Annotated in this window: 13 protein-coding genes; all 13 read left to right on the top strand. The window is 56.7% G+C overall.

Annotated features, from left to right (window positions below):
• The first annotated feature begins 16 nt into the window (after positions 1-16).
• The 13 genes from ACN0VM_RS08130 to infB all read left to right on the top strand — a co-directional run bounded on the left by ACN0VM_RS08130 (position 17) and on the right by infB (position 14,484).
• On the top strand, positions 17-427 hold the full coding sequence (locus tag ACN0VM_RS08130; RefSeq protein WP_417450370.1) for a MucR family transcriptional regulator: 411 nt from the start codon (positions 17-19) through the stop codon (positions 425-427).
• A 136-nt stretch (positions 428-563) separates the two neighbouring features.
• Entirely contained in the window at positions 564-983 is a 420-nt protein-coding gene (locus ACN0VM_RS08135) for a Fur family transcriptional regulator (RefSeq protein ID WP_417450371.1), read from the top strand.
• A 50-nt stretch (positions 984-1,033) separates the two neighbouring features.
• Entirely contained in the window at positions 1,034-1,948 is a 915-nt protein-coding gene (locus tag ACN0VM_RS08140) for a lysophospholipid acyltransferase family protein (RefSeq protein ID WP_417450372.1), read from the top strand.
• Positions 1,949-2,090: 142 nt separating this feature from the next.
• The gene (gene miaB / locus ACN0VM_RS08145) at positions 2,091-3,497 is read left to right on the top strand and encodes a tRNA (N6-isopentenyl adenosine(37)-C2)-methylthiotransferase MiaB (protein ID WP_417450373.1); all 1,407 of its coding nucleotides are present in this window, start codon (positions 2,091-2,093) and stop codon (positions 3,495-3,497) included.
• Between the two features lie 52 nt (positions 3,498-3,549).
• Positions 3,550-4,593 (top strand): PhoH family protein, encoded by a 1,044-nt coding sequence (locus ACN0VM_RS08150; RefSeq protein ID WP_417450374.1) that lies wholly within the window; start codon positions 3,550-3,552, stop codon positions 4,591-4,593.
• 9 nt (positions 4,594-4,602) lie between these two features.
• Complete coding sequence (gene ybeY, locus ACN0VM_RS08155; protein WP_417450375.1) at positions 4,603-5,187, top strand: rRNA maturation RNase YbeY; 585 nt, start codon at positions 4,603-4,605, stop codon at positions 5,185-5,187.
• Positions 5,180-6,109: a hemolysin family protein gene (locus ACN0VM_RS08160; RefSeq protein ID WP_417450376.1), complete on the top strand. Its 930-nt coding sequence runs from the start codon at positions 5,180-5,182 to the stop codon at positions 6,107-6,109. Before ybeY ends, ACN0VM_RS08160 begins: the two co-directional genes overlap by 8 nt.
• Complete coding sequence (gene lnt / locus ACN0VM_RS08165; protein WP_417450377.1) at positions 6,096-7,712, top strand: apolipoprotein N-acyltransferase; 1,617 nt, start codon at positions 6,096-6,098, stop codon at positions 7,710-7,712. The genes ACN0VM_RS08160 and lnt overlap by 14 nt, the downstream gene beginning before the upstream one ends.
• A 122-nt stretch (positions 7,713-7,834) precedes the next feature.
• Positions 7,835-8,557, top strand: coding sequence for a tRNA (guanine(46)-N(7))-methyltransferase TrmB (gene trmB / locus ACN0VM_RS08170; protein WP_417450378.1), 723 nt, complete (start codon positions 7,835-7,837; stop codon positions 8,555-8,557).
• Between the two features lie 318 nt (positions 8,558-8,875).
• Positions 8,876-9,403 carry a ribosome maturation factor RimP gene (gene rimP, locus ACN0VM_RS08175; RefSeq protein WP_417450379.1) on the top strand — a complete coding sequence of 176 codons (528 nt, stop codon included), beginning with the start codon at positions 8,876-8,878 and terminating at the stop codon, positions 9,401-9,403.
• A gap of 79 nt (positions 9,404-9,482) precedes the next feature.
• Entirely contained in the window at positions 9,483-11,186 is a 1,704-nt protein-coding gene (gene nusA / locus ACN0VM_RS08180) for a transcription termination factor NusA (RefSeq protein ID WP_417450380.1), read from the top strand.
• Positions 11,187-11,215: 29 nt separating this feature from the next.
• On the top strand, positions 11,216-11,824 hold the full coding sequence (locus ACN0VM_RS08185; RefSeq protein WP_417450381.1) for a DUF448 domain-containing protein: 609 nt from the start codon (positions 11,216-11,218) through the stop codon (positions 11,822-11,824).
• Between the two features lie 23 nt (positions 11,825-11,847).
• Positions 11,848-14,484, top strand: a complete 2,637-nt coding sequence (gene infB / locus ACN0VM_RS08190) for a translation initiation factor IF-2 (protein ID WP_417450382.1) — start codon at positions 11,848-11,850, stop codon at positions 14,482-14,484.
• Positions 14,485-14,493 lie beyond the last annotated feature (9 nt).

The following is a 14,493-nucleotide window of genomic DNA, read 5'->3' on the forward strand; positions in this document are numbered from 1 at the left end:
AGCCGGACTGAGGGATATGGAGCAAGACAAACTACTCAAGGAAGACCTGTTGGCGTTGACGGTGGAAATCGTTGCGTCATATGTGTCGAAGAATTCTGTCGCTGTGGACGAGTTACCAAACCTGATAGGGCAGGTATTTGGCACTCTGCAGGATTTGGGGAACAGGGGGACCATTGCAGATGCAACGCCTGAGCCTGTGGTTCCCATCAAAAAATCAATCACACCTGATTACCTGATTTGCTTGGAGGACGGCAAAAAGCTCAAGATGCTGAAGCGTCACCTCAAGACGCGGTATGACATGACGCCTGACGACTATCGGGCCAGGTGGGGCCTGCCGGGTGACTATCCGATGGTGGCACCAAACTATGCCAAACAGCGCCGGGATCTGGCCAAGAAAATTGGTTTGGGGCGCGGTAAAAAGAGCTGATTCAGTCGCGCCAATATGCGAGGGCTTGGCATGGTGCTCAAGATACGGGCAGCTGCGCCTTGCGCTTGCCTTTTTGCTGTGCCATCTTTCCGACTTGTTCCCAACTTAGCGAGATGCGAAGGAGTGCCCGAGGGTCATGAATATGGATCACCCTAATATTGAAGACCTTTGTCTGGAAAAAGGTATGCGCATGACGGACCAGCGGCGGGTGATTGCCAAGGTCTTGTCGGAAGCGGATGACCATCCTGATGTGGAAGAGGTCTACCGTCGCTCAACCGCGATTGATTCTGGCATCAGCATCGCCACGGTATATCGCACCGTGCGCCTTTTTGAAGAGGCGGGCATTCTGGAGCGGCACGATTTCCGTGACGGCCGCTCGCGTTATGAACCTGCTTCCGATGAACATCACGATCATCTGATCAATGTTGAAACCGGCGAAGTGCTTGAGTTTCATAATGATGAAATAGAAAAGCTGCAGGAAGAGATCGCGCGCAAGCTTGGCTACAAGTTGGTAGATCACCGAATGGAGCTCTACGGCGTCCCGATAAAAAAATGAGCTGACTAAGGCACTGTGCCTTTTTGGCGCGGTGATGCGGAGCGGAAAGTATGGCGGAGGAATATGGCGGACTGAAGTCAAACCTGAGCGGAGATGGCTGGACCTTGTTGGGGGTTGGGCGTATCTTTCTGGTAATGGCGCTGTCCGTTTTTATCCTGCCTGTGCAATATATAGCTGTCCGGCTGATGAAATCCCGCGGTTGGTGGTCGCTGGCCGGGCTGTGGCACCGAGCTGTGTGCAGGATTCTTGGTGTTGAGGTGCGGATAAGCGGGACGCCCCATGAACACAACGGCCCAGTGCTTTACGCCTGCAACCACATATCCTGGCTGGATATCCCTGTGGTGGGTGGGCATCTCAAAAACGCCAGCTTTATCGCCAAGTCCGAAGTTGCTGGCTGGGGCGCCATTGGCCTGCTTTGCACGTTGCACAAAACAATTTTTGTAAACCGTGAACGCCGGAGTGACAGCGCGCGGCAGCGGGATGCGCTATCGCAGCGGGTGGAGCAAGGCCACAGCCTTATTCTTTTCCCTGAAGGCACATCAACGGACGGTATGCGTGTCGCGCCTTTCAAGTCAGCGCTGTTTTCGGTGGCAGAGCGCGCCGACGAAGCCAGTGATCACCATCTGTTGATCCAGCCGGTCACGCTGGCCTATACGGCTGTCAACGGCATGCCGCTCATCCGTTCCCAGAAGCCTGTTGTCGCATGGCTCGGAGACGTAGAGCTGTTTGGTCATTTGCGTCAGTTGATGAGCCGGGCCCGCATCGAAGCCGTTATCGAATTTCATGCTCCTGTCACACTTGCCGAGGCCGGATCGCGCAAAGCGTTGGCAGCCTATTGTGAAGCAGAAGTGCGGCGCGGATTGGAGCGCGCACACCGCGCAGAGTTAAAAATGGGCCCGCAATCTCCCGCTTTGCCAGCCCCGGATACTGATGGCCCGTTTGACCCCAGCTTGGGGACAACATAAAATCACCAGTACTGAAAGCATTTGAATGCCGCTGTTTCCTTGACTCTGTGGGCTTTGATGCTAGTCTCCGGCACCTTTTCGAGATATGGGCTGGATGCGGCCAAAAGAGTGAACCTGCGAGCAGCGGGGCAGGAGCAGTGCGGTGAGTAAAAAAGTCTTCATCAAAACCTACGGCTGTCAAATGAATGTGTATGACAGCAAGCGGATGGCTGACGTTTTGAAACCTCACGGCTATGAGCAGTCGGAGAGCGCGGAAGACGCTGACCTTGTGATTCTCAATACCTGCCATATCCGCGAGAAGGCGGCAGAGAAGGTCTATTCCGAAATTGGCCGCTTGCGGGCGGAAAAGGAGACGCGGGCTACTGAAGGCAAGAACATGTATATCGCGGTAGCGGGCTGTGTCGCGCAGGCCGAAGGCCCGGAGATGATGAAGCGCGCGCCAGCGATTGATATGGTGCTCGGCCCCCAGACCTACCATCGTCTTCCCGATATGCTGAAGTCAGCCGAAGAACAGCGTACCGGTGGGCGCCTGTCTGCCCGCGTGCTGGATACCGAGTTTCCGGTCGATACAAAGTTCGACTATCTGCCTACAGATGAAAGCGCCTTTGAAGGTACGGCTGCTTTCCTGACCATTCAGGAAGGTTGCGACAAATTCTGCACCTTTTGCGTGGTGCCCTATACCCGCGGCGCAGAATACAGCCGCCCGGTAAAGGATATTGTGGACGAAGCCCGGCGCCTTGTGGCACGTGGCGTGGTGGAAATTACGCTTCTGGGTCAAAATGTGAACGCGTTTCACGGTGATGACAGCAATGGTGGCTCGGCCACTCTTGGTGGCTTGATCGCCGAGCTTGACAAGATCGATGGACTTGGCCGCATTCGCTATACCACCTCGCATCCGCGCGATATGGATCAGGAGCTGGTTGATGCTCACCGCGATATCGCAAGTTGCATGCCCTACCTGCATCTGCCGGTGCAAAGCGGGTCTGACCGCATTCTGGATGCCATGAACCGTAAGCATACGCGGGACGAATATTTTGCCATCATTGACCGCTTGCGTGCCGCGCGGCCTGATCTGGCGCTGTCCAGTGACTTCATCGTCGGGTTCCCCGGTGAAACCGATCAGGACTTTGAAGACACGCTCGATCTCGTGCGCCGCGTCAAATATGCACAGGCTTATAGCTTTAAATATAGCCCCCGCCCCGGCACGCCAGCGAGTGTGAGCCAAGAGCAGGTGCCGGAAGACGTGAAGTCCGAACGCCTTGCTCGCCTGCAAGCTCTGCTCAATGAACACCAGCTCGAATTCAACGAAGGATCGGTTGGTAAAGAGATGGATGTGCTGTTGGAGCGGCAGGGCAAACGTGCGGGCCAGCTTCTTGGTCGCAGCCCTTACCTGCAGTCTGTGCACGTGAATGTCGCAAATGCTGACAATGCGCTGGACGCGACGGGTGATAAACCATACACTGATTATATGGGCAAACTGGTTCGGGTACGGATTGTTGAAGCCGGGCCTCACAGCCTCAAAGGGGAACTTGTCAGGGCCCTGAATTAGGGTGCATTTGTGCCCGGTAGGGCCGGCGAAAAGGAGCCGCAAACTGCACGATATGTATGCCAAGGCCAGTCAAGCGCCCAAAGCTTCGGGCAACTCATCCCACACCAGCCAGCCTGCAAGACGGGTGGTTGAATTCGACGATAACAGGACCGCCGCCATTGTTTATGGCCAGCACGACAAGAATCTTGCGCGTATAGAGCAGCGTCTAGGTGTTGTGATCATCAACCGTGGCAACAGGGTTGCGATTGAGGGTGCGCAGGACAGAACCACCTTTGCCAAAAAAATACTTGAGGACCTGTACAGGCTTGCGGCGTCCGGACAGCCGATTGATATTGGCGAGGTAGACGGTGCAATCCGTATGGCTGAGGGTGTGCCGGTCTCTGGCGGCGAAAGTATTACGGCCCGTCCGGGCGGCAATGCGGCAGCGGACAAGGACAAGCTTAAAATAATCACCCGCAACCGGGTGATTGGCCCAAGGTCACCTGGCCAGGCAGATTACATCACTAACCTGCTCAGTCACGAGATGGTCTTTGGGGTCGGCCCGGCGGGCACGGGTAAAACTTATCTTGCTGTTGCTATGGCAGTGGCGCGTATGCTGGCCGGGGAGATTGACCGTATCGTGCTTTCCCGACCTGCGGTGGAGGCGGGTGAAAATCTTGGTTTTCTGCCTGGTGACCTGCGCGACAAGGTAGATCCCTATCTGCGCCCGCTTTATGACGCGCTGTACGATATGATGCCGGCGGAGCAGGTGGAAAAACGTATCGCCAGTGGACAGATAGAAATTGCGCCGCTTGCTTACATGCGTGGGCGCACGCTTGCGAATGCTTTTGTGATTCTTGATGAAGCGCAAAACACCACGCCGATGCAGATGAAAATGTTCCTGACCCGCTTTGGCGAGAACTCGCGTATGGCCATCTGCGGAGACATCACCCAGGTTGATCTGCCGCGGGGCACACGCTCGGGTTTAAGGAATGCTCTTGATATCCTGCGCGGGGTCGACGGCATCGCCGTGACAAAGTTTACCCAGCGGGATGTCGTCCGTCACCCGCTTGTGGGCCGTATTGTGGAAGCCTACGGCGATGAAGATGGCCGTTAAGAGAATGATATGAGCGACGATCCATCACCTAGTATCATCGACCGGGAAACTGACACAGAACTTCCCGGTCTCACCCTCGATTTTGATCTGCGTGACGGCGGACTCGGCGATGCGGGCCATTTGGCCGCTGTTATTGGCCCCGCCGTTGTCGCTGCGCTCCGAGCGTCCGCACCCAAAGTGGCGGCGCCGATGGATTTGTCTGTCATCGTCACCGGTGCAGAAGAAAGCCGGACGCTCAACCGCGAGTACCGTGACCGTGACAAGCCGACGAACGTGCTTTCCTTTCCCGCAACGGACCCTGACGAACTCGATGATGCGTTTCGTTTTGCGCTTGCCGGCGGACCGCCTGCCATGCTGGGGGATCTGGTGCTTTGCGTTCCTGTTGTGCTGCAGGAAGCTCACTTGCAGGGCAAGCCCGCAGACCATCATGTGGCCCATTTATGCGTACACGGGGTTTTACATCTGATGGGACATGACCATATCGAAGACACGCAGGCAGAAGAAATGGAAGCGCTGGAGCGCGAAATATTGGCAGGCATGGGTATACCGGACCCATATCTTGCAGACGCTAACATGGATGAAGACGATGACTGATCAGGGTGTGAACAATCAGGGAGGACTGTTGCGTTCGCTCAAGCAAATGCTTGGCTTCCGTCCAAGTGAAACAACCCTGCGAGAAAGCCTTGAGGAAGCACTTGAAGAGCACGAGGAGGAGACCCGGGGTCCATCGCTGGGCCAGGAACAGCGGGAGATGCTGTTCAATGTGCTGGAATATGCAGCCCTTCGGGTTGACGATGTTATGGTGCCGCGCGCCGATATTGTCTCAGTGACTGAGGGCATCTCATATGCTGATCTGGTACGTGTGTTTGCGGATGGCTCGCATTCCCGCATGCCGGTGTATCGGGAAACGTTAGACGATGTTGTGGGCATGGTGCATGTTAAAGATGCGCTGAAGGTCGTGGCTGACGGGATAGACCCTGATAGTTTCAGGATGGAAAGTATTCAGCGTCCTGTCTTGTTTGTGCCGCCTTCGATGAAGGTGATCGACCTGCTGGCCAAAATGCGTGTGGCTCGAACGCATATGGCGATAGTGGTAGATGAATACGGGGGCACTGACGGCCTTGTGACGGTGGAAGACATCGTGGAGGAAATCGTCGGCGAAATTGAGGACGAGCACGACGAAATCGAGGAGCCGGTTCTTAGCGCACTGGAGGGTGGCGGTTATGACGCTGATGCACGGATCGAGATCGATGAACTTGAGGATGCGCTTGGGATCGATCTATTGCCCGAAGAAGATGAAGAAGACGTAGACACGCTCGGAGGGCTTGTCTTCACCCTGGCTGGCTGTGTACCTGAAATTGGTGAGGTTGTGACCCATGAAAGCGGGTACCGCTTTGAGGTGGTGGATGCTGACCCACGCCGCATATACAAAGTCCGGATACATATTCCGGGTGTTGAACCTGCGCCAGAGAACGAGCCGGACAGTCAGATAGCAGCAGATAATGCAGGATCATAAGCGTCTTCCGGAAACAGCGCCGTCGCCTGCGCTTGCGAGCCACCTTGCACAAATGATGACGTGGCTTGACGGAAAGAGCCGCTTCGGTCTGCCTGCGCTCGCCTTTTTGCTTGGGGTTGTCTTCTCGCGTGCGTTCGCTCCTGCAAATTTCTTTCCGGCGCTGTTTATCGCAATCCCCTTGATGCTGATCATGCTGGACCGGGCGCACAACAGGTCACAGGCGTTCGGCTTTGGCTGGTGGGTGGGGTTTGGCTTTTTCACCATTGGTCTGAACTGGATCGGCCACTCCTTTACGCAGCAACAGGCCGTGCCGGCGATTCTGGCACCGTTTGCTGTGACGGCACTTGCGGCTGTTCTGGCGCTTTATATCGGTCTTGTGTTCTGGATGACCTACCAGTTGCGTGCGCGCGGAATCTTGCGTGTGCTGGTCTTTGCTGCCGCATGGGTGCTGTTTGAGATGGCGCGGGGTACCTGGTTTACCGGTTTCCCCTGGAGCCTTGTCGGTACAGCGTGGGCCGGGTGGCTGCCGGTTGCTCAGGCTGGTTATTATATAGGCGTGTATGGCCTGAGCTTCCTGACCTTTGTTGCCGCAGGTACCTTTGTGTATGTGCTGGACGGCAGCACAGGTTGGCGGCGTGTGGTGCCGCCTGTGGCGGGTGTCGCTGTGTTCGGTATTATGGCGGGCATGGGGTATATGCGCCTAGCCGAGGCGCAGACCGAATATCATCTGGGAGTTTCCTTGCGGCTGGTGCAGGCCAATGTTCAGCAGCGCGAAAAATGGCTGTCCCATTTGATCGAAGACCATTTCGCCGAGCATATGCGGCTTTCACGTAATGGCGATGAGGACGGGCGTGCCCGGGGTGTTCGCTTGCTGATCTGGCCGGAAACTGCGGTGCAAACCGAAAAGTTCGACCGGGAAGGCTCGATCCACCGCTGGCGGTTATCCAAATTGCTGGATTATGGTTCCTTTGCCATTGTCGGCGCCCCGCGATTTGCGGTGAAAGATGGCGAGGTCGAGTTTTACAACAGCCTTTTCGCGGTGAATTCACAGGCAGACCTCTATGCGCGGTATGATAAGGTTCATCTGGTACCATTTGGCGAATATATACCGTTTGAAAAGACGCTGAAAAAATGGGGTATAAACCCGCTCACGGGCGCGCAGTCATGGACTGGTGGCCGGGGCGCTGACACGATTGAACTACCCGGTATCCCTGGTTTTTCGCCCCTCATTTGTTATGAGGTGGTCTTTCCGGGTCAGGTGATCGCGCCGTCCAAGCGGCCGGACTGGATGCTTAACATAACCAATGATGCGTGGTTTGGCATGACAGAAGGGCCTTATCAGCATTTGGCGCAGGCCAGAATGCGGGCGATTGAAGAGGGGCTGCCTTTGGTGCGGGCGGCGAGCACAGGCGTGAGTGCGGTGGTCGATCCTTACGGAAGGACGGTCACGAGCCTTGGCCTTGGCAAGCAGGGGCTGGTGGAAAGTCCGTTGCCGCAAGCCATTGATGCTGCACCGCTTTCAAGCCCTCTGCGCACCGCGATTGTGGCGATCCTTTGTGCCTTCATCCTGTTTGCGCGGCTGATTTTTGTCTGGCGCAAATAGGTTCTGTCCTGCACAAAACTGTGCAGGGCCTGTGCAATAAATACCCGGATTTGTGCAAAATGTGAGACGAAACTGTGCCAAAAAACTTTGCTTGTGTGCACAGTTCGGCTATAGGGGCCGCCATGACAAAAGACGCCAATATCCCCGAAGGTTTTCACCTGCCAGAGCAGCGCTTTTTCGGCCGCCGCAAGGGCAAGCCGCTATCCGGCCGCCAACAGTCCCTCATGGATGACTTTTTGCCGACCATCAGCATTGCCATTCCAGCGCAGGATGAGCAAGAGCTTGATCCCCTCGCCCTGTTTGATGGCAGGGTCGATGATATCTGGCTTGAGATCGGCTTTGGCAAGGGCGAACATCTTGCGTGGCAGGCCGATCATCACCGTAGCGTGGGGATTATCGGCTGCGAGCCATATCTGAATGGTGTGGTCGGGCTGCTCAACCATATTGAAGACACTGACACCAGCAACATCCGCATCTACGGCGACGACGCGCGCCACGTTATCTGGAAGCTGCCGGACGCGTCGGTCTCCAGGGTGTTTCTGCTGCACCCCGACCCATGGCCCAAGATGCGGCATGCACGTCGTCGTTTTGTCAACCGCCACAATCTTGATGATCTGGCGCGAATCATGAAAGACGGGGCGGAACTGCGTATAGGTACTGACCACCCGGTGTACCGCGAATGGACCATGGTGCAGATGAGCTTGCGTGACGATTTTGAATGGCAGGCAGAAGGCCCGGAAGACTGGCTCACGCGTCCGGACGATTGGCCGGAAACCCGCTATGAGATCAAAGCGCTTGAGGGCAGGGCGACCTATTTTCGGTACCAAAGGCGGCCCCGCAGCTGAGGGCGGCAGACCTCCGCAGAGGTAAAACGACTCGGATGTTCCGGTGGAAACCGGGTTCGCATAACGCGGTCGCGCGGAAATCCTGTATTTCGGGCTTGCGAGGCTTGCCACTTGACGGTATATAGGGGCCGCTTCTCCTAGATGAATGGTCAACTTTCACAGGAGTGGGGAATACCCCACTGCCCGCGATGACCCACACCCAGAGCGGTTTTGCGCTCACTGTGTCATCAGGGAGGTCGGTGTTTTGAGTATGGTTTTTGAGTATGGGGCGCATAGCCCTCCCCGGCCTGAAGAGAAGTGAATGAAAGGACAGGATTGGTGAGCGACGCTGCCAATAACATTGCCGAGATCATTGAGCCAACCGTATCCGCGCTTGGTTACGAGCTTATTCGTGTGAGCTATGGCGGTGGGCGTAAGCCGACCCTGCAGATCATGGCGGAAAAGCCGGACGGCACCATGGGTGTAGAGGATTGCGCTAAACTGTCCCGGGAGCTTTCGCTCATTCTTGATGTGGAAGACCCGTTGCCGGGCGAGTACCTGCTGGAAGTAAGCTCGCCAGGTGTAGACCGGCCGTTGACGCGGCCAAAAGATTTTGAGCGCTGGCTTGGTTTTGATGCCAAGGTGGAGCTCGGGACTCAGATTGACGGTCGTCGCCGTTTTCGTGGTCGTCTGACCGCGTTTGATGGCGAGACGCTCAAGATTGATACAGAAGACGAAGGTGTAGTGGAACTGGCGTATGGCGAGATTGCCAAGGCCAAGCTTCTTCTGACCGATGAACTTCTTGAAGCGGTACAAAAAGAAGCCGCGGCGAGAAAAGATAGTGCTCAGGCCGCGGACGGCGAATAGCTGGCCGTGGATGAATAAAGTTTTAGCGAGGGGTCGTCATCTGGCGGTGCTCTTGCTGTGAAACGACGGAGTGAATGTGATGGCTGCTGCTGTCAGTGCAAACAGGTTGGAACTGCTGCAAATTGCAGATCTCGTGGCGCGTGAGAAGTCGATCGACAAGGACATTGTTCTTGAGGCGATGGAAGAAGCGATCCAGAAAGCCGCGCGGTCCCGCTACGGTGCGGAGAACGAGATCAGGGCGCAGATCGACAAAAACACCGGTGACATCCGTCTTTTCCGGGTTCTTGAAGTCGTGGAAGAAGTCGAGGAACCCGCAGTCCAGATCAGTCTGGACGACGCCCGTCATGACAAGGCCGATGCCGAAATTGGCGATTATCTGGCCTCAAGCCTGCCGCCGATGGACTTTGGCCGTATCGCAGCGCAAACCGCCAAGCAGGTGATTGTGCAGAAGGTACGCGACGCAGAGCGCCAGCGCCAGTATGATGAGTATAAAGACAAGGTTGGTGAAGTTGTCACCGGCGTCGTCAAACGCGTTGAATATGGCAACGTAATTGTGGATCTGGGTCGCGCGGAAGCTATCATGCGCCGCGATCAGGTGATCCCGCGCGAACATATCCGCCAGAACGAACGTATCCGCGGCTTCATCTATGAAGTGCGCCGCGAGAACCGGGGCCCGCAGATTTTCATGTCGCGGACCAAGCCTGATCTCATGGCTGCGCTGTTTGCGCAGGAAGTGCCTGAAATCTATGACGGTATCATTGAGATCCGTTCCGTTGCCCGCGACCCGGGGAGCCGCGCAAAAATCGCTGTGCTCTCGAACGATGGTTCCATCGACCCGGTCGGTGCCTGTGTTGGTATGCGCGGTAGCCGCGTGCAGGCCGTTGTGAACGAACTGCAGGGCGAGAAAATCGATATTATTCCATGGTCGGGTGATGTGGCCTCGTTCATTGTGAACGCCCTGCAGCCGGCTGAAGTGTCGAAAGTGGTGCTGGACGAAGAGCGCTCCCGCGTGGAGGTTGTTGTGCCTGATGACCAGCTGTCGCTGGCCATTGGTCGTCGCGGCCAGAACGTACGGCTCGCGAGCCAGCTTACCGGCTGGACAATCGACATCATGACCGAAGCGGAAGAGAGCGAACGTCGCCAGGAAGAATTCATGACGCAAAGTAAGCGTTTTGTTGAAGCCCTTGATGTTGACGACACGCTTGCCCATCTGTTGGTAGCGGAAGGGTTCACAGAGGTCGAGGAAATCGGCTATGTTGAACCTGAAGAGCTGCTGGCAGTTGAGGGCTTCGATGATGGCCTCGTGGAAGAACTGCAGCGTCGTGCCCGTGATTTCCTTGAGGCTGAAGCCCGCGCTGCTGATGAAAAGCGCGTTGAGCTTGGCGTTAGTGATGATCTTGCCGATATGGAAGGCTTGACGCCGCAGATGCTTGTGGCCCTTGGTGAAGCAGAGGTGAAAACCCTTGAAGACTTCGCAGGGTGTGCTGCAGACGAGCTTACCAGCAAGGACGACGGTATCCTGAAGGGCTTCCCTCTGGCCGAAGGCGAAGCGAGTGACATGATCATGTCTGCGCGTGTCGTTCTGGGTTGGATATCTGCCGAGGAAGCGTTCGGTCACCGCGAAGCCGCTGAAGAAGCAGAGGGCGAAGAGGCATCAGAAGACGCTGCCAGCGACGATGAGGCTGCGGATGGTGAAGAGGCCGCCCCAGTTGATGCAGTCTCTGTCGATGCGGCCCCTGTTGAGGCTGCGGCTGAAGAGTCAGCAGAAGAAGGAAAAGAGTAATTCCTTCCGCACCGCAAGAGAGCAAGCCAATGCGTGAGAGGCGGTGTATACTAAACCATGAGGCGCGACCGGAAAGTGAACTGGTCCGTCTCGCTCTGGCACCTGACGGCACAATGGTGCCGGACGTGGCCGCCCGGTTGCCCGGAAGGGGCATGTGGGTCAGTGTAGACGGCGCGGCACTGGCTGACGCTGTCAAGGATGGCAAGCTTGCAAAGGCTGCCAGCCGGTCGCTGAAAACCACCGTGCGGCGCGAAGCGGTGCCTGAAGATTTGGTCGAGATGATCGACCGGCTCATGACGCGGCGCTGCCTTGACAGGCTGGGTCTTGAGCAAAGGGCAGGGAACCTGGTGACGGGCTTTGACAAGATCAAGGCGGCGCTCACTAAAAAAGGCGCAGGGAAACCGGCGCTTGTGGTTGCTGCAACAGACGGTGCCGAAGACGGGCGCCGCAAGATTAAAGCGGCTGTGGGCATGGATGTGCCAACAGTATCGCTGTTTGACCGCGAAGCGCTTTCCAATGCGCTGGGGCGCGAGAACGTGGTTCATGTGCTGCTGATGACAAGTGGCGGCACGGAGATGTTAAAGGCCGATTTAGGCCGACTGATACGGTTGCGCGGACTGGAGTCCGCTGACTTGTGAAGCGCAAGGGAACGAAGAGTAATATGAGCGACGAAAAGAAACTGACATTGTCCGGCCGCGGCACTCTTGGAGTAAACAAGGGGGTTGAGACCGGTCAGGTTCGTCAAAGCTTCAGCCATGGGCGCAGCAAGGCAGTGGTTGTCGAGCGCAAGAAAAAGCGTGTGCTTCACAAGGGTGGCGCGATGGAATCGCCTGCGAACCCGGACGCACCGTCTGTAACGCGCAAGACGCCGAAGTCTTATGTGCCGAAAAAGCCTGCGGGTGAGGGCGCCCAGAACCTGACAAATACCGAGCAGCAAACCCGCATGCGGGTGCTTGAAGAAGCAAAGCGCCGGGCCGAGGAAGAAGCCAAGGAAAAAGCTGCGCGGGATGCACGTGAAGCCAAGGAAGCTGCCGAGCGTAAAATTCGCGAAGCGGCCGAGGCGGCTGCGCGGGATGAAGAAGAAGACGCCCGGGTGCGCGCCGAGACTGACATGAAGGCGAAGCGCGACGCTGAGAACAAGAAAAAAGCCGAGGTTGACGCTGCGAAGAAGGTCGAGGATGACCTTAAGGTACGCGAAAAAGCGGAAGCTGAGGCGCGCAAGAAAGCCGAGCTTGAAGCGCGGGCGGTTCAGCTCAAGAAAGCCGGTGAGGCCCGTCAGGCCGCAACGCCGGCTCCCGACGGTGATGATGAGCGCAAGTCGCGCTCGAAACGTAAAAAAGGTGGTGCAGGTGCCCCCGCCGGACAGGAACAGCGTCCAGCACGTGGCCGTGGCCGTGGTGACGATCGTCGTTCTGGCCGCTTGACCATCTCCAGCGCCCTTTCCGGTGGTGATGAGCGCCAGCGCTCGATTGCTGCGTTCCGGCGCGCCCAAGCCAAGAAGCGCCAGGCGCAGGACTCGTCCGCGAACCAGCCGAAACAGGCGCGCGAGGTTACAATTCCTGAAGCGATTACGGTTCAGGAGCTGGCCAACCGGATGGCGGAAAAAGCCACGCTTTTGATCAAGACCCTGATGGGTATCGGGGTGATGGCCACCATCAACCAGACGCTTGATCAGGATACGGCGGAACTTGTTGTGACCGAAATGGGCCATACGCCCCGCCGCGTGTCCGATGCCGACGTTGAAATTGGTCTTGTGGGTGACGAAGACCATGAGGACGATCTGGCGTCACGGGCGCCGATCGTGACCGTGATGGGCCACGTCGACCACGGTAAAACCTCGCTTCTGGATGCCCTGCGTGAAGCCAATGTGGTGTCAGGCGAAGCCGGTGGTATTACCCAGCATATCGGTGCCTATCAGGTGTCGGTTGGTGACAGCAAGATCACCTTCCTTGATACGCCGGGCCACGCCGCTTTCACCCAGATGCGGGCGCGCGGCGCCAGCGCAACGGATATTGTGATCCTCGTGGTTGCTGCCGATGATGGCGTGATGCCTCAAACCATTGAAGCCATCCACCACTCCAAAGCGGCAGGTGTGCCGATGATCGTTGCCATCAACAAGATGGACCGTGAAGGTGCCAACCCTGACCGTGTGCGGAATGAGCTTTTGCAGTACGAAGTTGTAACCGAGAGCTTCTCTGGCGATACGCAGGAAGTTGAAGTCTCGGCTAAAACCGGTGACGGCCTTGATAAACTCAAGGAAGCCATCGCACTGCAGGCTGAAATTCTAGAACTGAAAGCCAATGCCAACCGCGATGCGGAAGGTGTGGTTGTTGAAGCCAAGCTTGATAAGGGTCGTGGCCCCGTGGCGACGGTTCTTGTGCAGCGTGGCACACTTCGTGTTGGCGATATCTTCGTGGCTGGCCCTGAGTGGGGCCGTGTGCGTGCGCTTGTCAACGACAAGGGCGAACAAGTGACCGAAGCCGGTCCAAGTGTGCCTGTTGAGGTTCTTGGTCTCAATGGTGCGCCGGGTGCGGGTGACGACTTTGCAGTGGTTGAGAACGAGAGCCGTGCGCGTGAAGTCACAAGCTACCGTCAGGATATGCAGCGCAAGAAACGTCAGGCTGCGGTTGCCGCACCCAAGACTCTCGAGAGCATCTTCACCCAAATGAAGGAGAACGAAGGCGTTCAGACTTTCGACGTGGTGATCAAGGGTGACGTTCAGGGGTCGGTTGAGGCGATCACACAGTCGCTGGAGAAAGCCGGGAACGATGACATCAAGTGTCGTGTGATCCACGGGGCTGTTGGCGGCATAACGGAAACCGACATCACCCTTGCGCAGGCATCCGGTGCGCTTGTCATTGGTTTCAACGTGCGGCCTAACAAACAGGCACGTGATGCGGCCGAAGCGGAAGGTGTCACGATCAAATATTACTCGGTAATTTATGACCTGATTGATGAAGTCAAGGCAGCGATGGCTGGCCAGCTTGGTCCGGAATTCAAGGAAAACATCATCGGCCGCGCCGAGATTCGCGATGCCTTCCAAGCTGGCAAGTCTGGCAAGGCGGCGGGTTGTTTTGTGGTCGAAGGTTCGATCCGCAACGACCTCAAGGCCCGCATTCTGCGCGACGATGTCATTATCTACGAAGGTCAGATCGACAACCTGCGCCGCTTCAAGGATGACGTGAAAGAAGTGCGCTCGGGTCAGGAATGCGGCCTTACATTCGAGAATTATCACGACTTCAAGTCTGGTGATGTGCTCGAGGTTTACGAACTTGAGGAAATCCAGCGCAAGCTTTAGGGCTTGCGC

The organism is Kordiimonas sp., assembly GCF_048260245.1.
GTDB lineage: Bacteria > Pseudomonadota > Alphaproteobacteria > Sphingomonadales > Kordiimonadaceae > Kordiimonas.

Bases quoted from the DNA above. Each gene is read 5' to 3' on its own strand.
- ACN0VM_RS08130 (WP_417450370.1), top strand. From the start codon at position 17: ATGGAGCAAGACAAACTACTCAAGGAAGACCTGTTGGCGTTGACGGTG.
- ACN0VM_RS08135 (WP_417450371.1), top strand. From the start codon at position 564: ATGAATATGGATCACCCTAATATTGAAGACCTTTGTCTGGAAAAAGGT.
- ACN0VM_RS08140 (WP_417450372.1), top strand. From the start codon at position 1,034: ATGGCGGAGGAATATGGCGGACTGAAGTCAAACCTGAGCGGAGATGGC.
- ACN0VM_RS08150 (WP_417450374.1), top strand. From the start codon at position 3,550: ATGTATGCCAAGGCCAGTCAAGCGCCCAAAGCTTCGGGCAACTCATCC.
- ybeY (WP_417450375.1), top strand. From the start codon at position 4,603: ATGAGCGACGATCCATCACCTAGTATCATCGACCGGGAAACTGACACA.
- ACN0VM_RS08160 (WP_417450376.1), top strand. From the start codon at position 5,180: ATGACTGATCAGGGTGTGAACAATCAGGGAGGACTGTTGCGTTCGCTC.
- lnt (WP_417450377.1), top strand. From the start codon at position 6,096: ATGCAGGATCATAAGCGTCTTCCGGAAACAGCGCCGTCGCCTGCGCTT.
- trmB (WP_417450378.1), top strand. From the start codon at position 7,835: ATGACAAAAGACGCCAATATCCCCGAAGGTTTTCACCTGCCAGAGCAG.
- nusA (WP_417450380.1), top strand. From the start codon at position 9,483: ATGGCTGCTGCTGTCAGTGCAAACAGGTTGGAACTGCTGCAAATTGCA.
- ACN0VM_RS08185 (WP_417450381.1), top strand. From the start codon at position 11,216: ATGCGTGAGAGGCGGTGTATACTAAACCATGAGGCGCGACCGGAAAGT.
- infB (WP_417450382.1), top strand. From the start codon at position 11,848: ATGAGCGACGAAAAGAAACTGACATTGTCCGGCCGCGGCACTCTTGGA.